This window comes from Enterococcus sp. 9E7_DIV0242, from assembly GCF_002140975.2.
In the GTDB taxonomy this organism is placed as follows: domain Bacteria; phylum Bacillota; class Bacilli; order Lactobacillales; family Enterococcaceae; genus Enterococcus_L; species Enterococcus_L clewellii.
In genome coordinates, this window is sequence record NZ_CP147247.1 from 2,953,724 (window position 1) to 2,973,465 (window position 19,742).

The 19,742-nt window shown below is 36.8% G+C and carries 19 protein-coding genes; 5 read left to right on the forward strand and 14 right to left on the reverse strand.

The genetic code is table 11. The annotated features are described in order from the left end of the window. Window positions 1-37: 37 nt before the first annotated feature. The 5 genes from A5888_RS14070 to A5888_RS14090 form a co-directional block, all read right to left on the reverse strand. Window positions 38-3,703: an isopeptide-forming domain-containing fimbrial protein gene (locus A5888_RS14070; RefSeq protein ID WP_086348657.1), complete on the reverse strand. Its 3,666-nt coding sequence runs from the start codon at window positions 3,701-3,703 to the stop codon at window positions 38-40. Between the two features lie 982 nt (window positions 3,704-4,685). Next, the gene (locus A5888_RS14075) at window positions 4,686-4,937 is read right to left on the reverse strand and encodes a hypothetical protein (protein ID WP_086348659.1); all 252 of its coding nucleotides are present in this window, start codon (window positions 4,935-4,937) and stop codon (window positions 4,686-4,688) included. Beyond that, window positions 4,934-5,104: a hypothetical protein gene (locus A5888_RS14080; protein WP_170924741.1), complete on the reverse strand. Its 171-nt coding sequence runs from the start codon at window positions 5,102-5,104 to the stop codon at window positions 4,934-4,936. The genes A5888_RS14075 and A5888_RS14080 overlap by 4 nt, the downstream gene beginning before the upstream one ends. A gap of 292 nt (window positions 5,105-5,396) precedes the next feature. Then, complete coding sequence (locus tag A5888_RS14085; protein ID WP_086348660.1) at window positions 5,397-5,852, reverse strand: hypothetical protein; 456 nt, start codon at window positions 5,850-5,852, stop codon at window positions 5,397-5,399. A gap of 112 nt (window positions 5,853-5,964) precedes the next feature. Then, window positions 5,965-6,189, reverse strand: a complete 225-nt coding sequence (locus tag A5888_RS14090; protein ID WP_086348661.1) for a helix-turn-helix transcriptional regulator — start codon at window positions 6,187-6,189, stop codon at window positions 5,965-5,967. A gap of 161 nt (window positions 6,190-6,350) precedes the next feature. On the opposite strand from A5888_RS14090, the gene A5888_RS14095 reads away from it, so the two are divergent. After that, the gene (locus A5888_RS14095; protein ID WP_339101660.1) at window positions 6,351-7,223 is read left to right on the forward strand and encodes a helix-turn-helix transcriptional regulator; all 873 of its coding nucleotides are present in this window, start codon (window positions 6,351-6,353) and stop codon (window positions 7,221-7,223) included. Window positions 7,224-7,232: 9 nt separating this feature from the next. Here A5888_RS14095 and A5888_RS14100 read toward each other — a convergent pair whose 3' ends face one another. The 7 genes from A5888_RS14100 to A5888_RS14130 form a co-directional block, all read right to left on the reverse strand. Further along, window positions 7,233-7,487 carry a helix-turn-helix transcriptional regulator gene (locus A5888_RS14100; RefSeq protein WP_086348662.1) on the reverse strand — a complete coding sequence of 85 codons (255 nt, stop codon included), beginning with the start codon at window positions 7,485-7,487 and terminating at the stop codon, window positions 7,233-7,235. Between the two features lie 480 nt (window positions 7,488-7,967). Beyond that, on the reverse strand, window positions 7,968-8,792 hold the full coding sequence (locus A5888_RS14105) for a tyrosine-type recombinase/integrase (protein WP_086348663.1): 825 nt from the start codon (window positions 8,790-8,792) through the stop codon (window positions 7,968-7,970). A 34-nt stretch (window positions 8,793-8,826) separates the two neighbouring features. After that, a complete protein-coding gene (locus A5888_RS14110) occupies window positions 8,827-9,144 on the reverse strand; it encodes a hypothetical protein (protein WP_086348664.1) in 318 nt (105 codons plus the stop codon). A 139-nt stretch (window positions 9,145-9,283) separates the two neighbouring features. Continuing rightward, entirely contained in the window at window positions 9,284-10,138 is an 855-nt protein-coding gene (locus A5888_RS14115) for a KilA-N domain-containing protein (protein ID WP_422389750.1), read from the reverse strand. Window positions 10,139-10,253: 115 nt separating this feature from the next. After that, the gene (locus A5888_RS14120; protein ID WP_086348667.1) at window positions 10,254-10,805 is read right to left on the reverse strand and encodes a DUF5067 domain-containing protein; all 552 of its coding nucleotides are present in this window, start codon (window positions 10,803-10,805) and stop codon (window positions 10,254-10,256) included. A 72-nt stretch (window positions 10,806-10,877) separates the two neighbouring features. Further along, window positions 10,878-11,342 (reverse strand): ImmA/IrrE family metallo-endopeptidase, encoded by a 465-nt coding sequence (locus tag A5888_RS14125; protein ID WP_086348668.1) that lies wholly within the window; start codon window positions 11,340-11,342, stop codon window positions 10,878-10,880. Between the two features lie 10 nt (window positions 11,343-11,352). Beyond that, complete coding sequence (locus A5888_RS14130) at window positions 11,353-11,667, reverse strand: helix-turn-helix domain-containing protein (RefSeq protein ID WP_086348669.1); 315 nt, start codon at window positions 11,665-11,667, stop codon at window positions 11,353-11,355. 138 nt (window positions 11,668-11,805) lie between these two features. Between A5888_RS14130 and A5888_RS14135 the strand changes: the two genes are divergently transcribed. Next, the gene (locus A5888_RS14135) at window positions 11,806-11,970 is read left to right on the forward strand and encodes a helix-turn-helix domain-containing protein (RefSeq protein ID WP_086348670.1); all 165 of its coding nucleotides are present in this window, start codon (window positions 11,806-11,808) and stop codon (window positions 11,968-11,970) included. A gap of 332 nt (window positions 11,971-12,302) precedes the next feature. Here A5888_RS14135 and A5888_RS14140 read toward each other — a convergent pair whose 3' ends face one another. Further along, a complete protein-coding gene (locus tag A5888_RS14140; RefSeq protein WP_339101632.1) occupies window positions 12,303-13,598 on the reverse strand; it encodes an ISL3 family transposase in 1,296 nt (431 codons plus the stop codon). Between the two features lie 335 nt (window positions 13,599-13,933). On the opposite strand from A5888_RS14140, the gene A5888_RS14145 reads away from it, so the two are divergent. Next, entirely contained in the window at window positions 13,934-15,487 is a 1,554-nt protein-coding gene (locus tag A5888_RS14145) for an ABC-F family ATP-binding cassette domain-containing protein (protein ID WP_086348671.1), read from the forward strand. Between the two features lie 212 nt (window positions 15,488-15,699). On the opposite strand, the gene A5888_RS14150 is transcribed toward A5888_RS14145, so the two are convergent. Continuing rightward, the gene (locus A5888_RS14150) at window positions 15,700-16,566 is read right to left on the reverse strand and encodes an NmrA family NAD(P)-binding protein (protein ID WP_086348672.1); all 867 of its coding nucleotides are present in this window, start codon (window positions 16,564-16,566) and stop codon (window positions 15,700-15,702) included. A 227-nt stretch (window positions 16,567-16,793) separates the two neighbouring features. Between A5888_RS14150 and A5888_RS14155 the strand changes: the two genes are divergently transcribed. Continuing rightward, window positions 16,794-17,684 (forward strand): LysR family transcriptional regulator, encoded by an 891-nt coding sequence (locus tag A5888_RS14155; protein WP_086348673.1) that lies wholly within the window; start codon window positions 16,794-16,796, stop codon window positions 17,682-17,684. Between the two features lie 152 nt (window positions 17,685-17,836). Beyond that, window positions 17,837-19,546: a metallophosphoesterase family protein gene (locus tag A5888_RS14160; protein WP_086348674.1), complete on the forward strand. Its 1,710-nt coding sequence runs from the start codon at window positions 17,837-17,839 to the stop codon at window positions 19,544-19,546. Window positions 19,547-19,742 lie beyond the last annotated feature (196 nt).

A 19,742-nucleotide genomic window follows, 5' to 3' on the forward strand; every position in this document is an offset into this window, starting at 1 on the left:
GTTGTAATAAAAAAAGATGGAGCATAGCCCCACCTAATTATTCTTTGTTTTCAGTTTCGCTGTTTTCTTCTTGCTCTTCTTGAGCCTGTTTCTTTTTCAATAGAACCATTCCACCGACTACACCAACCACAAGACATAAACCAATAATCGTTGTAAGTTTTTTCACAGTTTCACCCGTTTGTGGGAACATTCCAGAGGGCTTTTCTACTGGTTCATTTGATTCTTTTGTTGGTTCCTCAGTCGATTCAATTACAACCTCAATCACTGGTGGTGTCAAAGTAACCATATTCGAAGGTTTTTCAACATCGTTCACAGTCAAAAGCATTTGATTTTCAAACGTTTTTCCTTTGTGGCTTTCATCATAGTTGTATACCGTTTCGACGAACCAATCCAATGACGATCTGTTAAGTGTAGAAGCATAGTCTTCTTTTACAGTAACCTCAATCTTTTGTTCGTTGACAGCATAATCAACTTGTTTTGTTACATCATTGCCGTTGATATCCAGAACTTTCATAGATTGGAATTCAAAGCCATCGGGCAACACGTCAGAGAAGACAATACTTTCGATTTTTTCATGATCTCCGATATAAATTTGACCTTTAAATTCAATCGTTTTGCCGTCTTCAAGAATATCGTAATGGTTCAAAAGTTCGCCATTTTCGTTGATGAACTTGGTAATAGAATCCTCATGGATCAGCAAGTTTTTAATAGGCGTTAACTCGATTTCAAGTTCAGAATCCTCAGACTCTACACTATCCTTTTCTTTCGTTTCAACGTCTTCTTGATCTGTTTCTTCTGTCGGAACCTCATATTCTTTGATTACATCATTTTCAACATAACCATTTTCATAAAATTCGACAACATGAACGGCTTCGTTCGAATCAGGTTTATACGTGAAATAGTATTTTGTTGTATTCAATTGATAGCCTTCGATGGTAGAAGTTTCTTGTAGATAATAGGTTTGATTTGGAATCAAAACATCTTGATACGTTCCTTTACCGTCCTTGATTTCTACAGACCCCATAAGCGTATCAGCAGAAATAAGCGTATCAGCATTAATCACATGTTCTTGTGAATGGAAGATACCAAATACAGCACCAGAGCCACTCTCAAAGTCGCCAGATTCATTTTCAAAGGCTTTATTTACAATAAACTGAACTTCTTGAAGCAAGTCTTCTTGTTCAGCCGTAGCAGCCAGTTTGCCATCTTCTCCAGCAGCCAAGTCAACAACAATCGGCGTGGGATCAATTTGAATACCTAGCGGCGCGCTTTGTTCAACAAGTACATATTGACCTCCATACAAATCGTTTACAGTTGCTTGACCTGTTTTATCTGTTGTAGCAGTTCCATAATCAGAACCAGCCTCAGCGACTATCTCGTTATTAGGAAGGACAATATCTTGATTTGCGTTGACTTGATAAGACACACCTTCTTGAGGTAATTTCTCATAGATCAACTCGCCCGTCAGAATATCAATATCAACAAGTTGACGTGTGATTTTGTTGATTTTAATTGAACCTTTCGGCAATTTTGTTGTATTTTCAACTTCATTTGTGTTTTTCTTGTTGCTATTGATAGAAGAAGAAGCCGTATTTTTAATTGGTTCTTTATCTCCAATCGCTTCAATAACTTGCATTTTGTTTCTCAATGTATAAGTTTCATTGTTCATTTCCATTTCTTTTAAGAAAACAGAATCAGCCTCAAAAACAACTGTATGAGTTTTTTCATCATAGCTGATTACTTTTACATCTTTCATTTCTACGCCGTTTTTCAAGACTGTAGAAGAAAGATATTTTGTTTGAGCTGGAAACGGATCGCTAATACTAAATTGCGTGTATTTTGTTGCGATATCAACATTCAAAGTGTTTACTTGTTGGTCAATGTCATAATAAATGATATCGCCAGCTTCAACAGATTTTTCGTTGATATCCTCTAAGTTTTCGTTCAACACTCGTTTAGAAGGAGCAACAAAGACAGGTTCCTTTACAGGGGTTTCAACTTCATTTGTTTTTTGTTCAGTATCATTAATAGTTGTTCCCGCCACATTTTTAATCACAGTACCGTTTTTAACATTTGCTTTCACTTGTGCTTTCGTTTTAAGCGAATAAGTTTCGTTGTTCATTTCCATTTCTTTTAGGAAAGCCGCATCAGCAGTGAACGTCACTGTATGAGTTTTCTCATCATAGACAATTCCTTTTACACCCTTGATTTCTACATCATTTTTTAGTAGGGTAGCAGAAATGTAATTGACATACTCTGGTAACGGATCACTAATAACGAACTTGCTGTATTTCGTTAAAATATCTTTGTTCAATGTGTTTACTTGTTGATTTTTCTTATAGTACAAGATTGAACTCGGCATTACTGACTGTTCATTGATATTTTTTCCAGTTTCATCAAGAACAAATTTCACAGGCGCTGGAAGAACCGTATCTTTCACAAGATTAGAAACAGTATTAGAATCTTTAGTTGTTGAGTTTACAACTAAAGAGGCTGTATTCTTAATTACATTCGCACTCGTAGCGTTAGCATTAACTTTTACTTGTACGTACGCTGTATATGATTCAGCATTGTATTTAATTACTGATTCTCTGAAATTCTTAGAAGTCGTCAGCGTTACTTTATGACTATCTTTGTCATAATTTGCAGCGGCAGATGAGTCTTCTGGAAGCCACATTTTTTCGTAAGTTACATACTCTGATAATTTATCAACGACTTGAAGCTTACTGTATTTTTCAAGCAAATCGACACCCAACGTGTGTACTTTGAACTCAACAGGATAGATCAATGTTTGTCCCGCAAAAACTTCTTTTCCGTTGACTGAGGCACCACCTACAGAAAGAGCAACATCTTTTTTAGGCGCTTCTGGTTCTGTATTGAAAAGTGTTGCTGATGACAAGCTATTCCAAACAGTAGAAATTTCACTGTCTATACCAACTCGAAAATTCAATTCGTTTCCTGAGATTTGAAAACTCGCTGTGTTTTTTTTGAAAGTTTGGGAGCCTAAAACGTCCTCAAAGTCATTGCTAGCGCCTATCATCACTTTTTCACTAGAATTAAAAGGATTGTTTCCCTCAATGACATTCGAATCATTCGTGATATACGTATTTAAATCAGCAGATTGATTCAAATATGAAGCAAACTCCCCTTTATTCAAGGAGTTGAAAGAAATAAACGCATCTTTATTGAAGCTTACTTGATTATTTTGTTCATCAAAGAACTTTACACTAATATCCATTTGTATCACATGGTCGTACCAGTAGCCGCTGAAAAGATGGTCTGATAGAATCAGAAATGGACGTTCTCCAGTATCGTCTCTTTTAAAGTTACTATACTCAATCACAGACGAGATTTTTTTCCCTTTGTATGTCCCGATTGAGGATTGCTTTACAGTCACTTTTTCCGTTCCTGTCACATTCCCGAAAGTAATTTTTGTAGCACCGTACCCTTTTTGGAAAACATTGATCGGTTCAACGTCAGCAGAATCCGTAAAGTATTCGATTGTCGCATCGCCAGTCGCCTTAACATCAGCCTTCGAAACTGTTACATCTTTGTCGATGATTAAATTGTTTGTAGCGCTGATGGGATTCTCTCTATCTACTGTCACAATTTCTGCATTTGCTTTTTCTCCACTTAAAAACACCAACAAAGATAGAGACACCCCAAGAACGGTTTTTAATAATTTATATTTCTTGCTTCTCATTTATTTACCTCTTTTCTTTATTTCTTAAGATCAACGTTTTTTGACCACAAAGAGCAGCTAAGAGGAATCAAAATAATTCTTTGAGCCTTTTTTCATAAAAACCACCTCCAGATAAAATAAAAAAGACAGCTAAGAAGCTGCCTTAAGACAATTTGTCTTATTGAAACACTCGTTAAAATGTAGGAGGAGGGGAACCATTAGAACAAGTGTTTCAATAAAACAAGTTGGTATTCTATCATTAGTTTACAAAGTCTAATATTTTGCAAGGCTACATTCTCAACCTTGATAGGATGGTATTTCTCACATTTAATAACATGTGTTATAATTCGTATAGGCGGGGGACTGAAAATAACCCTATTTAACAACCTTTCAAACACCTAAAACTTTGCGAATAAATAGCATCCCCCGCCTATATACTACAGTTTTACTACTTAACCCACTCGCCAAACGCTATTGCCAACTCTCTTACCATGCAAACAACATAGAGAAAAGAAGCGAAAGGAACCAGTAATCTGAAAATAAATACTATGACTGAAAACATATCACTCACCTCGTTTCATTTACAGCCTACCTTAAACGAAACGATATTTCAACAAGCCTAGAAACCGTGTATTTTCAGTGATAGAATTTTTCATTTTTGTTTTCTAACAGGATAGAATAGTCTTTCTTCTTAAACCATGTTGCTTCCATTTTTTTCTCAGTTTCAAAGAAAAAAATATTTTTTTAACGATCCTTAAAAATGACTAAAAAAAAGACCCCAACGTTTTAACATCCGAGTTTTAGCAATACATTTCCATCATAATCTAGTATACCTCGATCATTTGAGTGAAAATGTTCGCATTCATCTTTACCAACTGCATCATATATTAGAGCCTCACAACAAGGACAGCGGGCATTTTTAACCCATTCGCTTCTTGCTGTTGTTTGTTCGCAGTTTGGGCAATGTTGTAGATTATCATTACTCAAATAATTGTCAGCAAACTCACTGAACGGACTCATTTTCTTTGTCCTCCTTTTTTAGTTCCTCGTTAGCCAACTGAATAAAATCATTCAAATGACCTAGACGGGTTTGTTTACTCTCATAAGCCTTTTTAGCTTCTTTATATGAAAATTCTAAATAAGGAAGAACTTTCTTGATACGTTCTTGTTCAGCAACGCTTTTTTTCACTTCTTTGGTCAAATTACCCTTGTATTCATACGTGTAGCCACCGTTTTGTTTCTTTATTACTCTCATTCTTCGCGCCTCGCTTCTAGTTGTTCGTCCATTTCAATTATTAAGTTAAGAATACAATAGACAATAATAGCAACGTTAACGATTATTGGTACATCTATAAAGCTCAGATAAAACGCAGTAGCTACCAGCACCAACGAACGACACATCTTTAAAATATCAATAAACACGTGATTCCTCCTTACATATATTTTTCTAACAACACGAAGCGGAATCGAACCACAATGAATAACCATACGCGTCAAATAAAATAAAAAATCCAGACCACATGACCTTTTTTAATTAGTCACGCCATACAGTTCTAATTCAACTTGCAAAATTTGACTGTCAAAGCGATTGTGGGAAGAACAGTGATAAAGGGAACGAATTTACCTTAAAAACTCAGTTAACAAATCCAGTAAATTCTTATTCAGCCCTGTACGCTATAATAAGCGCCTATGGTATTTTAGTTACATGTAGGTATTACGCAAGTTTTCTCTCATGTGATCGTATGAACCTGTAAAATACACATGTGGGAATCTCATATCTTTTTCTTATCACTTCGTTAGGCAAGTTCCTGTTTCGTAATTCCTTATACTTGCCGAACGTGAAGCGCTTGGTTTTCCCATCGTAGTATTTTTCAAACTCTTTGAACTTTTTGAATGAGAGCTTCAAGCGGGAACGAATCTGGTTTTTCGATAGTCCACTTTGTCGATATTCACAATACCGATCATACTTACTAACTGTTTGATGATTAATCTGTTCAAACCAACAGATTGTAATGCGTTGTGTATGCTGCAACATTTTGGCAGCTTGTTTTTTTGCTACATCGAACAGCTTGTTTTTATCTGCACCTTCGACCTTAACCACAAGATCGAGTTTCTGATTTTGATTTTCTTGTATTGCGATCGCTTCGACATAGTAACTATAGATTTTCAAATTCGTTTCCTCCTGATTTTATTTAAGGCATTCAGCCTTATTGGAATACCTATCTTTACATAACATAATAGATAGGTACTCTATAAAGCTAACGTCTAGGTAGTTTAAACTTTTAAACCATTTCAGAAGCACCATTTTGGTGCTTGGTAGGTAAAAAAATATAGTGAATACTTAAACCTGTTTTTTTATAGAGAAGAAGCATTTCATCTTGGGTAAATTCGCACAATCCGCGTTCTTTTCTACTATATGAATGCGGAGATATTCCAAGCATTTCAGCAACTTCCTTTTGAGTCATTCCCAAATAATTCTTTCTTATTTTGGACAAGCGTGATTGCATTTTTAACACCTCACTTTTTAGCACCGTTTTGGTTACAAATTAATAATAGCACCGAAACGGTTATTTGTAAATATGTTTTTTACATTTTTTTTAAAAAGTTCCAATTTGGTAATTTCCATGTTATTATAAACGAAGATTAAAGATGTTATGAGGTGGGAGTTTTGAATTTAAGTAAGTACATAGGCAATAAAATCAAGTACTATAGGGAACAAAGGAATTTGACACAAGATGATTTAAGCGAGTTGTTAAACACCACTAGGCAATCAATCAGTAGGTATGAAACGGGAGAACGAAAAGCGAACCAAGATATTTTGTTCGAGTTGGCTGAAATTTTCAAAGTCAAGGTCGATGATTTTTTTCCTATAAGATATCCAGATGAAGAAAAAAACACCTTAATGCTTAACGAAGAGTCAGAACCATATGTTGTTTCAAAAATGTATAATTTTAAAGACGATGAACAAGAACTGCTTGATAGGTATAGAAATCTTTCTAAAAGTTCTAAAGATGCTGTTTTGAGGTTCGTAATCGACTTGGAGATACAAGGATTTGTTTCAGGAATTAAAACAGATGATTATCTAGGACTAGCAAAAGAATTGTCAAAGAGTAGCATTGTATCGATAAGAGAACTAGCACAATATGCAGTACGAAATCTTGAAGAAAACGGCAAAGTTAGAAAAGCCATCAAAGACTTATTACTCGATTGTAAAATCTTTGTAGATGAAAATAGAACCAATACAGCGGAATTCATAAATATTAAGAGAAAGATTTATGAAACGTTACTGCCTTTAAGCATGTTTTCAGTTGCCTACGATCAAAAAATTTCTATTATAGGAGATTTCGCGGATCATTTTAGACTTTCGGAAGAATTCACAATCGAAGCACTAAATTATTATGCTGCTACAAAAGGCACAGTATTTGAGTATATTAGTAGTCTAAGCGAATATATAATAGATGTAAGTAACATTCCACTTGAGTATATAAATGAAGATTCTGGTAATGCAGAGATCATTATTAAAGAAAAAGAAAAGAACTAGACAATTTGCCTAGTTCGAGCCGAAGACGTCTTCTACAGTAGATTCTAAAGCGATAGCTAAGAGAATAGCTAAATCCAACGAAGGTATGTATTTTCCATTTTCAATAGCTACTACTGTTTTCCAGTACAACGTCACTTTTGTATTGTATTTATTTCGTGCAATCATTTCGACCTTTTCAGCAAGACCTTTTTGACTCAAATTTAATTGTTCTCTGAACTCCTCGACATTGTTTGAAGTTGTGAATTGTTTTTTCTTTTTGAACATGACGTACTCCTTAATTATTGAAAACTATGTAATTTACACGTAGTTTTCATTTTAATTAAAGACGTACGTTTTTTAAATATCTTTATAAGTAACATTAGAAAGAATTAATTCGACTATTTACCTAGCGTTTCAATTTCCTATCTTGTTGATATAAAACCAAAACAAAGGACGTTATCATTATTTTTGATAGCGCCCTTTGCTTTAACTTTGTATCGTATTCATTTACCAGTCTTGGTGTTAATTGGTGTCAGTTATTTCTATTTTAATCCTCTTTTATCTTTTCCTATGTTTTTTAGTGGTATAAGAAATATTGATAGAAAGGGATTTAGCATGATAGAAACATTATAAAATATATGCGTTTCGTTTTCAAAACGTTAAAAACATTATTATATCAATGTTTCAAGACACTTTCCGTCTTTTCGGAGAGTGTCTTTTTTTGTTGAAACATCGAAATATGTTGTATAAATGTTGTATCGTTATTCATATCTCCATAAACTTTGCGAAATCGTTCATAGTCTTTTTAGATTTTGTTTCTGTGACGTGGGTATAGATATTCATTGTAGTTTGCATATCTGAATGGCCGAGTTTCGCTTGTACGTCTTTCAAACTTGCTCCACTTTCGAATAGCAAGGATGCATGAGTATGTCTCATTTGGTGTATTGTAATCCTGTGAAATTCGGGATGATGGAGATAGAAGTTATAGTTCATCACATTGTTTAAGTGAGATAGAGGGAAGTATTTTCCGTCTGGTTCGCTAAATACTGGCGGATCGTTTTCCCATAGTTTTCTATTTCCAAAAGCAAAATATTCTTCTTTCAACTGCTGCCGCCATTCCTCCAAAGCTGATAGTGTTTCTTTATCTAATATGATGATCCTTTTTGATGATGCTGTTTTCGGTTTCTGTAGAATGTATTTTCCGTCGATTTCTGATAAAGTTTTTGCTATAATAACTTCTCCATTCATAAAATTTATATCCGACCAATGTAATGCCTGCAGTTCCCCTTTTCTCAATCCAGAAAATAACAGGATTCTAAACATGACATAATCAAAATATTTGAGTTCGCTTTTAGCCAGTTTTAAGAAAGATATTACTTCATCCTTTAACCAGTATTTTCTTTCAGTAGTTTTATCTGCCTCTGTATAAAGAAAGTCATTACTAACTTTTGGTATTTCTACATACTCCATCGGGTTTTTAACGATATATTCTTGCTTTAAGCAATACTTAAAAATGATGCTGGCGTATAATTTGAAGTTTTGTATTGTAGATCGCTTATATAGTTCAGTAGCGACTAAATCATTAATCATCCTCTGGCATCGATCGTGGTTGATCTTTTTCAATTTATAGTGAGCTAGATAGGGGTAATACAGCTTTCATTTTACTTTCTACTGATTCGACAGTGGTTAGTTTGACGGCATTCTTATATGTAGAGAACCATTCGTTATAGGCCATTCGGAAAGTTATGTCGGACTTCTTTATGATTTTTCCGTTGTTTCTATCTACAGTTAGCTGGTCAACAGCTTCTTTTGCTTTAGTATATGTATCTTTTGTGATTTGTGTATATTTAGGCTTTCCAGTTGCTGGGTTGATACCTAAGTATACTGTTGATCTATAAACCGTTTTACCGCTCTTTAGTTTTTCTTCTCTAATTTTAGCCATTTGTATCACCTCGTAGATTATTTTGATTGAAATACAAATTTAGCGTGATTCTTTTCATATATAGCATGAACATTCTAACATTTTCGGATATTTACAAAAAAATGCGAACTTACGTTCTTTTTAGAAGTAAATGAAAAGCCTATTTAGGCTTTTCGATGTGTTTTAATTTTTGTATTCCTGCTCTGTTTTTTAGGAAAGTCTCCATTTGTCTTCGTGCCATATCGTTGAGCTTCGCTGTTCTCTCAAAATCTGGTGTCTTATCCCTGATCATTTCGGCATTCATACTTTCCAAATTAGTTAAAACTAATAATTGTTCAGTAGTAGCAAAATCTCTTATGTTACCCGACTTGCTAGGGTTCATTTCTCTCCATTGTTTTGCAGTAATACCAAATAGAGCAATGTTAATTCTGTCAGCTTCATTAGCATATTTGAATCCCTGTTGCTGTTTTGAAAGGGTCGGAGGTAACAGATTCTCTTTAATAGCATCTGTATGTACTTTATAATTTAGCTTAGACAATGTACGATTCAAGTTCCATTCGATGCTAAGTCTATTATTTTCAGCAGCTTTTAATGTCTGATAGTCTTTAATCAAATAGAGCTTAAACTCCGGAGAAATCCATGATGCGAATTCAAAAGCAATATCTGAGTGCGCATATGTTCCTCCATATCTTCCAGGTTGCGAAGTAATCCCAATAGCGTTTGTACCTTGAATCCATCTTTTTGGAGTCATTACAAAAGAGTTTAAGCCAGCCTCATTTCTCGCAGATTCAAAAAACTGCAAATTGAAATTAGGGTTGTTCATTTGTTCCCATAAACCTAAGTATTCTAACGTATTTCTGTTTCGAAGCCAATTTCTGATTACATCGTTTGGTTCAGCCAGTTCACGATATTTAGCTATATCAGTTAAACTGATATAGTCATAATCAGTTCCATTGTTAAAGATATTCACTTCTACACCATTAGTATTTATTGTTTCTCTTGGTGACATGATTATACCTCCTGTTTTAAACCCGTCGAATTCGACGGGTTTAGAAATATTATCCACACCCTGTGGATAACTAGTAAACTTTCTCGTTAATTTTGAAAGAAAAACCTGAGGCTATTCTTTCTTATTCAGTAGTTTCAACGATACGTTCAAATTTTCCAGTTTCCATGAAATCCATCATTTTAACTGGTGATCCTGGATATAGAATGTCAAAGCCTACAACAGCATCTACTGTAGCGCCAGATTTGACATCTGTGTCACCCATTTGTACTAGCTCTGGCTTGTAATCAGCAGGGAACTGACCGTTAGCGCCAGAAAGAAGCTCCTCGGTTACATCTGTTTCTTGAATTCCTTTTATCGATGTAGCGAAGGCCATCCATGGACTTGTAGCGTCAGCACCTTTATTAGTGTATTCGATTTCTATAGCAAGTATTTTCTTCTCTGGAAACATTGTGTTGCTAAGCTCTTCAGTTCCTTTAATCACAAACTTATAGTTATCATTTTCGAATGTAGTGTCATCTGCTACGCTTTCAGCTGCTTTTGACTCCTCACTTACTTGTGCTACCGGAACAGAACTAGAAGAAGTAGCAGTATCTTTTTTGTCATCCCCACTTCCACAAGCAGCTAGTAGAAATACGCTTGAGAATAATAAACCCAAACCAAATATTTTTTTCATAATGTTCTCCAATCTGTTATAATGTGTTTGTTTAAGTTTCATGATAGGAGTTAGTCGATGCAGCAACATCGATTAACTCATTTTTTTTATGTACAAAGTATCTGCAGTACCAAATTTAAATAAATAACCTTTGTAGATGAATCGTATTCCATATTCTTCTTTATACAACCTGAGGGCCTGTCTTAAGTGTTCAACAGTAACACCTAAAAACTCAGCAGTTTCCCACTCACTTCGACATCCATCTTTTTTAGCGAGAATCAAGCTATCTGGCGTCACTGTCAATTCTGATCCGAATAACCTTGCTTTTCGTTCTTGCTTTCTAGTCTCTACTGCTTTTTGATTCCGGATAATTCCAGAGCTAGTGTAGTGATGGCCGATCTCTTCTGAAATAACGCCATAAAGTTCTTTCTGATTTTGCCTTGGATTTAAGTAGACAACATTATCTACATAAAGGCCTTTTTGAACCTCAGGCATTCTAGGATCAAAAACAAAATTAATGTTGGGGAAGCTAGACATTAAAAACGCTGCATTATTCATCTAAACACCTCTATTTAATTTTTCCTTCTTTTCTTTGAGAAATAATGAAGTCGATGTAATTATCAACGTTTTCTTGTTCTTCTTCTGTTAAATCAGGATTAACATGAGCCGCAACGGTGTCAGGTTCTTGTTCATCATCAAAATATGAAATAGAAACCCCCAATGCTTTTGATAGTTTTTTAACAGTTTCAAAGGTAGGATCTTTTCTTTCGCCTTTTTCAAGTCTTGAAATGTTTGAAGCATTCACAGCAGACTTTAAAGCTAGTTGATTAACACCCAATCCCTTTTTTTCTCTCAAATGTCTCAATTTTTCTCCAAAGTCCATGATTAGCTCCTTTCTATGCTCTTATAATATAGCCATATGGCAATAAAATCAAAATAAAATTGCGAAATGGCAACAAAAGCGTTGCCAAATGACAATGGGCGTTGTATAGTATTGTCATAAGGCAATGGAGGCGGGAAAATGAAGACAGTTTTGAATCAAGATGAAATTAGAAAATTGATGGAGCAGAATGAAGACGACGTGTACACGCTGGCAAACAGAATGGAAGTCGCGCCATCAACAATCTATCGGATATTGAATGGCGACAGAGGCGTAGGTAGCGATTTGTTAGCCAATTTGATTTGACTAATTTTTTTCAAGATGTTAGAGTAACCTCTGAGGAAGGTGTTATCAATGAATACATTATTTATTTCGACTACTAGCTCCCTACAACTTAGTTTTGATGAAGTGTTGTATGGAGCTTAATCGAGAAGTGTGTACTTCTCCTATTCATCAGTAGAAGGCGAATCTAAAAAAATAGCAAGATTCTTGCTATGATTTTGGTGTGCGTTTTTTACTGAAGAATATATAGATTAAAAGGCCCAAGACATTTTGGCTCATTGTCAAATTGGACTGATGAGTAGAAATAAGGAGGTTGGTTATTGAAAGAGAAAATCTTTTGATAACCAACTTCTTTGTTATGTCATTTTTATCAGATCGTTCATAAGAAAAATTCGTGTTTTCATATTTTGAAAGGATTTAAACCCATAAGAGACACGCTTTAGTGCTTTTATATGAGTATTCATTGCTTCTATTTTTCCATTCGAATAAGGATAAATCATGGCGTTTCGGATTCCTTCTTCATAGGTTAATAAGTTGGTGATTGATTGACGAAATACTTCATCTAATTCTTCTGGAAGGGTCCGTAGTTGTTCAAAGAATTGTTCATGATCTTTCCTTCGGAAAGCCTCGGTTAATTCATGAAATACTTGATACGTAAAACGCAGTGCCGGAGAAAACTCAAGGAGTCGATCAATCATCATGGCTTCTGTCAGATAAGGAAACTTAGGGGCTCTAAAGCTGCGCCAAGTTTTGTAGGTCGAATGATTAACATGGGCTCGATTTTTCAATAAAAAGCGCCAATTACTTTTTAATTTATTCGCTAAAGGATGTTTATTTTCCTGTCTCAATCGCGCAACCTCTTTGATACGAAAGGCATTAAAGGCCCGATTAAGGTGTTGAACAACATGAAATCGGTCAACGACCAACTTTGCTTGAGGGAATACACGGGGAATCAATTGAAAATAAGCGGCATTCATATCTGTGACTAGAAATTGTACCTTCTCCGGATTTGAACATTTTTGAAAGTAATGAACCAAATGGTTCAATTTTCTAGAAGGAAGAATATCAATCAGTTCACCTGTTTCTCCATCAGCACAAATAAAACTCATCTTATCTTCAATAGACGTATGAGAACGGAATTCATCAACCATTAAAACAGAAGGCAGATAGGTTCGTTTTCGTGTAGGAAGATAGGCTTCTGTTGTCTTAAGTACACGAATGACTGTCGTAATAGAGACATGGCACAGAGAGGCAATCAGGCGAAGAGATATCTTCTCTTTTAGTAGTGCAAGAATTTTAATCTGTAACTGTTTGGCAATAAAGCAATGTGGTGCAACGAAATAAGACTGAGCCGTCCAGTGGCGAGAACAGGAACGACAAAAGTAGCGTTGTTTCGCTAATTTCATGGCTAGGGGCAAGTATTGATAGGAATCAAAACGAATCATTGTCGCTTTTGTTCCATTTTTAACCACTGCTTGTTTCCCCGTGAGGGGAACTTTTGAAGAAGAGCAGTAGGGACAATGAGCCATACAGGGAGAAAGCTTGGCGTGAACGATAAGTGTCTGCGTTCCTTTGATTTTTTGTTCTGAGACTTCTGAAATAGTTAGGTTTTTGTCTATTATTCGTAGCATTTTTTTGATAGTATTAGTCATAGCATATCGTTCCTTCCGATTAGATTTGGTTGTGGTGACTTAATCCTATCAGAGAACGATATGTTTTTTTAGATAAAAATAAACATGGGACTGAAAAAAGTATTTCTACTTTCATCAGTCCCATTTATTATAGAGCCGACATTTTGTCTGTGGGTCTTTTTTGTCGTCTAGCTTTACGAGCTAACTTTCGTTAATGATATGTCGAGTCCGTGTTATAGCAAAGAGTATCCTGTACCGGCCGGTTTTATTGTTTGAGAACCGCGTGTGCTTGTTTAGCTAGTCTAATATGTTCTTTAGTAAATAATAAGAGAGGCGATAGGAAAGAAGGAAATGAGATGGAATTATTACAGGTTAAAGGATTAACTTATGAAGTCCCGGATAAACTGCTCTATGAAGACAGTTCATTTACATTAAGAAGTAAAGAACATATGGGGATTGTTGGTAAAAATGGTGCAGGGAAAAGTACCTTGCTAAAGATATTGCTAGGTCAGGTATTACCTGATAAAGGTGAGGTCTCATGGAATCGTGCAGCTACATTGGGATATGTGGATCAATATATGGATATGGATTTATCACTGACGGTTAATGAGTTTTTGAGGTCAGCCTATCAAACGCTGTTTACTAAGGAAATAGAAATGATTCAGTTTTATGAGGAATATAGTGAAACAGGTAATGAACAGCTTTTGACAAGGGCATCACTGTATCAAGAGCAGCTTGAGAGCCAAGGCTTCTATCTTGTGGAAAGTGACATCAGTAAAATGATTCAAGGATTGGGAATCAGTAGTGATGACGCCACTCAGAGAATGGGTGCGCTAAATCGAGGAGACCGAATCAAAGTCATTTTAGCAAAGTTATTGTTGGAAAAGCCTTCTGTTCTAATTTTAGATGAGCCGACAAACTATTTAGATCAGGAGCATATCGAGTGGCTGATTGAGCATTTAACAGCTTTTGAGAATGCGTTTATTATTGTATCTCATGATACCAAATTTTTGAGTAGCATAGCCACATGTATCTGCGATATTGATTTTGGCTCAATAAAAAAATATCATAGCGGCTACACAGATTTTCTGAAGCAAAAGGCTCATTTGTCGGCAGCGTATCAAAGTAGATATGCTGCGCAACAACGGAAAATCAAGGAAATTGAAGCGTTTATTCAAAAGAATATTGCAGGGATCAAAACAAAAATGGCACAAGGAAGAAGAAAGCACTTAGAAAAAATGGATAAGCTGAAAGAACCAGAAAAGAAAAGCAGAGCGAATTTTTCCTTTAAACTATTGCCTCATAGCTCACCAAAGGTCCTAACTATTGAGGCGGTGACTGTCGGCAGTAAAAATCCCATACTTATAGCTCATGACATAGAGATGAAGAAAGGGCAAAAGTTAGTGATAACTGGAGCAGATGGTACAGGGAAATCTACGTTTATAAAGACTCTTATGGGAACGATACCTACTATATCTGGAAAGTTTCATGTTGCTCCTCAGGCAGTTATTGGTTATCATGCACAGGAGATTGACTTGGGAAATAGAAAATTGACACCTATCGAAGCTTTAGCAAACAAGCATCCGAAGCTGACCTATGAAGAGATTCGTAGAGAGCTTGCTAAATGTGGGGTAAAGAGAGAGCTTGCTTCTAAGCAAATAAGTATGTTGAGTGGAGGCGAGCAATCCAAAGTCAAGCTCTGTGATTTAACTTTACAGCCAAGTAATCTCTTGATTTTAGACGAGCCAACGAACCATTTAGATATTGATACCAAAAAAGCTTTGCAAGAAGCACTAAAAGCCTATCGCGGCAGTCTGTTGTTAGTTTCGAATGATGAACCGTTCTATTCAGAGATAACCGATTGTATTTATGTTGTTGCTGATAAATATTTGAAAAGAATAGGGCAATAAGATTTTGTGTCTGAAGACATTCTCCAGTATTTTTTGTATGATGCTCAGTTTTGTAGTGATCAGGGATAATAGGTGAACGAACTTTTGGCTTACGCTCTAACTATGAATAAATGGCGGTCCGATTTTTGGGACCGCCATTTTTATTTAAGCTATTTTTTCTATAGTGTAAAGGCTAAGTCAAAATACTCCTTCGACAGCTACAGAATGTTCCCTTACTTCAACCCATTCTCTACAATTTCGCGTTGAATATACTCGTCAAAACTAGTTGGTTCTCTTTCAAGTAACCAAGTCAAGACGTTCGCATTACCGGCGATGCCATATTCGCCGTAGGTTTGTGCGAGGTTTTTGAAGGTTTGTACAAAGTAGCTATCGTATTGGGCATTACCGAAAAAGGGAAGGATCGCTTCAACAGGAACTTGGTTACAGACGGCAGTTCTGCCGGTCAGCTGGTTGAATTTTTCGATCATGTCGTCTGGTGATAAGAAGTCGTGACCTACCAATTCATAGGTTGCATTTTGGTGCCCGTCTTCTATTAGAACTTTGGCAGCGACTTCGGCCACGTCGTTTACATCTACATAACTAAGCTTCGTTGTCTTTGTATAGAAGCAGTTGTAGCTATTGGTTTCCCAAACAGATGGAATTAGAAAATTATGCATATAGTGCATCGGCTGTAAGATCGTATAGTTCAATTGGTCGGATAAGCCTTTGTAAACTAAATATTCTTCGGCCTTCAATTTTTGTGTATGTTGGTTTAATGTAGACATGTTAGGGTGTGTCACGCTCATCATAACAAACTGGCGAACATTTTGCTTTACAGCTTCATCGATGCAGCGTCTTGCGATGTCGGCTTCATCATAGACAAACATTGGTGGCAAGTAAAGAATTTGATCGCAGCCATTCACTGCTTTTGCCAAATCCTCGTCAGAACGTGCATCACCTTGCATCGTTTCAACGCCTAAGCTGGCTAGCTTATCTACCTCGGGGCTAATATCAAACGCTCTGACTTTCAGCCCTTTGTTTGCTAACACCTTTACTACACGTGTTCCTACACCACCAGCGGCACAAGTTACTAGAATCATCAAACATTCCTCCTAAATTTTCAATTTATGCAGGAGCAGGTAACAAGCCTTTTCATTTTACCGTAATTGACCTATACTTGATTGTGTAAAATTTCACTTGTCTCTCGTTGCTCTCTATTCAGTATACTCGCTCAACGAAGGAATTAGTCATCGAGATTGTGAATGTATCTATTCAGAAGCTGCATAGATCCATAGTGGAAAAGGGAAGTAGAATCGGAGGAAGACAGATGAAGTTAGAATATATCCAGTCGTTCGTCACATTATCGAATACGTTGAACTACACTAAGGCGGCGGAGAGTCTTTATATTACGCAACCGACGTTAAGTCGTCATATCCAGTTTCTCGAAGCTGATCTAGGGTGTGTCCTTGTAGAGCGAAATACACGCCAAGTCCAGTTGACTGCAGAAGGAAAATTATTTCTAGACTATGCAGTAAATATGATTTTTGATTATAATCGCGTGGCGATGCAAATGAAAAATGTGAATCAGTACCAGGAGCAACAACTGTCTATTGGCTTTTTACGTGGCGGCACGGCGTCCTATTTACTTCCGTTATTACAAGAGTTTACCCCAAAATACCCGACTATTGATTTAAATTTGTATGATGGCAATCATGAGGAATTGGTCGCTGATCTGCTTGCGGGGAAACATGATATCTGTATGTCAATGTCCAGTACGCTGACTGGGCTGGCGCAGGTTGTGCTTGAGCCTATCACAGATTTAGCAGTGGTTTTGGCAGTACCAGATTCGCATGTATTAGCTAATCGAGATGTCGTGGCATTTGACGATTTTGCGAAAGAGACATATTTATGTGTGCAAAAGCAAGAGACGAAGGCATGGTACGATTATGTCATCAGTCTATTTTTGAGTCATGGCTATGTCCCGCTGGTCAAGGACACTTGTCCGAGTGTTAAGACCCTACTGATGCAGGTTGCTTTAGGAAAAGGGATCACTATTTTAACAGAAGGCTGTCGTAGCTCGGTGCCGGAAAATGTACGATTGATTCCGATTGAACAGACCCCTGCGGTGCAAATGGTTTGTGGGTATCGTAAGGATAATGAAAATCCGAGTTTGAGCATCTTTCGAGAATGGTTGGCGCGATCAAAAAATTCTAAATAGAAGGCGTTCAAACTTTTTATGTTTGACATGTGCTTCATTCCGGAGATACCGTCTTCCTACAGCTAGAGAAATGCTATAATAAACGTAATATTATACATAGTTTTGGGACCATAAAATAAAAGACCATTATTTTCAAAAAGTGAGGTGTGTGCATGGAAGCGAAGAAGAGTAAAGAGCTCGTTCCAAAAGTAAAGAAGTCCGCTTTACCGGTGAAGGCTGAGTCCGGATTGCCACCGGAGCTTGCCGATCGTTTTGCGCTTTATCCGGAAAATAGCCGACGGCCTGTTAATAAAACCCTGTTTAGAAATGAGTATTTTCAGTTGACCTGTAACATGAGAGACCATTCTTTGGCGATTTCATCTAAGGGAGATATCGTTTATTCGGCGATTCCGTATGATACTGCGAGGAACTATATTCAACGTGCGGCGATTCAATACCTGCTTCATCCAGAAGCGGTCCGTGGTTACCTAGAGAGGCATAAGACAAATATCGAGCAGTATTTAGTGCTTAGTATCTTTCAAGTAACAAACAAGCGGGTAGGCAAAGACTCGCCGGAAGTAGCACAAGCCTATAACGCTATCCTTCAAAATCCATTACTCGAGATTCAAATTTTAGGTCGCTTGCTGCAGCACGATGAAACAGGTCCGCTTTCAGCCAATCTTGCCGGAAAGTTTCTATTTAGTGAAAATATCAAAACGGGCATCGCCGGTTATGTTTCTGAGTACCTCAACTTTGTTGTCCAACTTACACAAGCTTTACCACTGACAACGGATGGGAAAAATATTCAGCTGTTGGAACGAACTGAACTGGAAACGCCTCTAGAAGACAAAGAGATGTATAAGCAGTTAATGTTCGATTCGGACATCACACCGGCTTTGGCTCTGCTACCTCAAGAGATCAAGCAAAACCTTGAACGGTCACTCATCCAGACAACTCAGCCAGTACTTACCAACAACCAACCACTTTTACGTTCAGAGTTTGGGAAAGAGTTATCTGATGTACGGAAAAATTATGTGGCACATAGTGTTGATCCTCAAGAATTGAAGCAATACTTTGAGAATGTGCTGCCAACGGAGAGTACCAACTTGGTCAATGTCGTTTCAGATTTACATATCACCGACGGGAATTTTCCTTTCAGTAATGCCCATTTCAATATTTTGGCGGGGGATGTCATGGATTCAGATGTAAGCAACAAAAAGATTCGTGGGGTCTATGTATTAGGCAATCATGAACTGGCAGCAGTCTTGCCGGATAATCCTGACATGAGCGATAAAGTGTGGGAAAAGTGGCAACCATTTTTTAACTATGAATGGTTCAAGCTGATCAAAGAAGATCCGGATGAAGCATGGCCCTTACTGCCTGTTGGCGATCATGCTTATTATGAAGTGGTAAAGGATGAGGTTGAAAAACACTTTCCTAATATGCAGGTGCTGAATAATACTAGTGTTGTTCATGAGGGCATTCGCTATATAGGTCTTACGATACCTGTTGCCTTAGCTAAAAGAAAGAAAGCACTACAACAATTTATCCTAAAGCACTTGGAAAAGCTGCTTGAGGGAGATCCGGAAATACCGACAGTCATCGTTTCCCATGCCCCATTATTCAATGAACTAAGCAGGCTTTCACCGAGAAGCAAATCCTATAACAAGGACTATATTTGTTCAGAGCCGGGCATCGAAAAGCTATTTGAAGAATACAACATCATCGGTGTCATTCATGGGCACCACCATATACCGGCGGCTTTTGGGCGCTATAAAGAAGTAGTATTTGCCGGGAAAGAGCGATTTGTGGTTTGTTCCATTTATTCAGATATGAACACCGGATTTGAATTAATGAGCTTGATCGATCCGACGCAAGAGTGAGTCGTGAAATAGCGAGAGTATCAGAGACGTTTCGTGAGTTGCTTTACGAAGCGTCTTTCTTGTTCTGTAGTGGAAAGTGGCTTTTGATTATTTGAGAAGTACCAGATAATAACAACACTCTGGGTACTAAGAATCACTGGATAAAGTAAAGTTGTAAAATCATTTTTTTCTCCGTATACTTATTAAAGGTGTGTTG

Coding starts and splice junctions, on each gene's coding strand:
- A5888_RS14135 (WP_086348670.1), top strand. CDS start 11,806: ATGAAGACAGTTTTGAATCAAGATGAAATTAGAAAATTGATGGAGCAG.
- A5888_RS14125 (WP_086348668.1), bottom strand. CDS start 11,342: ATGAATAATGCAGCGTTTTTAATGTCTAGCTTCCCCAACATTAATTTT.
- A5888_RS14110 (WP_086348664.1), bottom strand. CDS start 9,144: ATGGCTAAAATTAGAGAAGAAAAACTAAAGAGCGGTAAAACGGTTTAT.
- A5888_RS14145 (WP_086348671.1), top strand. CDS start 13,934: ATGGAATTATTACAGGTTAAAGGATTAACTTATGAAGTCCCGGATAAA.
- A5888_RS14120 (WP_086348667.1), bottom strand. CDS start 10,805: ATGAAAAAAATATTTGGTTTGGGTTTATTATTCTCAAGCGTATTTCTA.
- A5888_RS14075 (WP_086348659.1), bottom strand. CDS start 4,937: ATGAGAGTAATAAAGAAACAAAACGGTGGCTACACGTATGAATACAAG.
- A5888_RS14140 (WP_339101632.1), bottom strand. CDS start 13,598: ATGACTAATACTATCAAAAAAATGCTACGAATAATAGACAAAAACCTA.
- A5888_RS14090 (WP_086348661.1), bottom strand. CDS start 6,189: ATGCAATCACGCTTGTCCAAAATAAGAAAGAATTATTTGGGAATGACT.
- A5888_RS14105 (WP_086348663.1), bottom strand. CDS start 8,792: ATGATTAATGATTTAGTCGCTACTGAACTATATAAGCGATCTACAATA.
- A5888_RS14150 (WP_086348672.1), bottom strand. CDS start 16,566: ATGATTCTAGTAACTTGTGCCGCTGGTGGTGTAGGAACACGTGTAGTA.
- A5888_RS14155 (WP_086348673.1), top strand. CDS start 16,794: ATGAAGTTAGAATATATCCAGTCGTTCGTCACATTATCGAATACGTTG.
- A5888_RS14160 (WP_086348674.1), top strand. CDS start 17,837: ATGGAAGCGAAGAAGAGTAAAGAGCTCGTTCCAAAAGTAAAGAAGTCC.
- A5888_RS14100 (WP_086348662.1), bottom strand. CDS start 7,487: ATGTTCAAAAAGAAAAAACAATTCACAACTTCAAACAATGTCGAGGAG.
- A5888_RS14070 (WP_086348657.1), bottom strand. CDS start 3,703: ATGAGAAGCAAGAAATATAAATTATTAAAAACCGTTCTTGGGGTGTCT.
- A5888_RS14130 (WP_086348669.1), bottom strand. CDS start 11,667: ATGGACTTTGGAGAAAAATTGAGACATTTGAGAGAAAAAAAGGGATTG.